The sequence below is a fragment of the Salmonella sp. SAL4457 genome (assembly GCF_046548235.1).
Lineage (GTDB): Bacteria > Pseudomonadota > Gammaproteobacteria > Enterobacterales > Enterobacteriaceae > Salmonella > Salmonella enterica.
On record NZ_JBGDZO010001473.1, the window covers coordinates 1 to 230 of the forward strand.

The following is a 230-nucleotide window of genomic DNA, read 5'->3' on the forward strand; positions in this document are numbered from 1 at the left end:
GGGCCGAGCAGATGCACGGCGTCGAGTGGAACGAGACGCCCGGCGCCATCGGGGCGTCGATCGACGATCCAGCCGCGCTCCACGGTGGTCGCTGCGCCGGCAGCAGCGTGCCGGCTGAACAGCCACTGTTTCGCCCGTCCCCGGCGCGCCTGTTCCAGAACGAGCGGATCGTCCGCATTCACGACCGACCAGTCGTCATCGGTCTGGTTCTCGAAGATCCTGGCCTTGGC

The 230-nt window shown here is 68.7% G+C and carries 1 protein-coding gene; it reads right to left on the reverse strand.

Features of this window, described 5'->3' with window-relative positions:
- Nucleotides 1-230, reverse strand: a 230-nt coding sequence (locus ACLJNW_RS29075; protein ID WP_410962149.1) for a hypothetical protein, incomplete at both ends; no start/stop codon positions are given.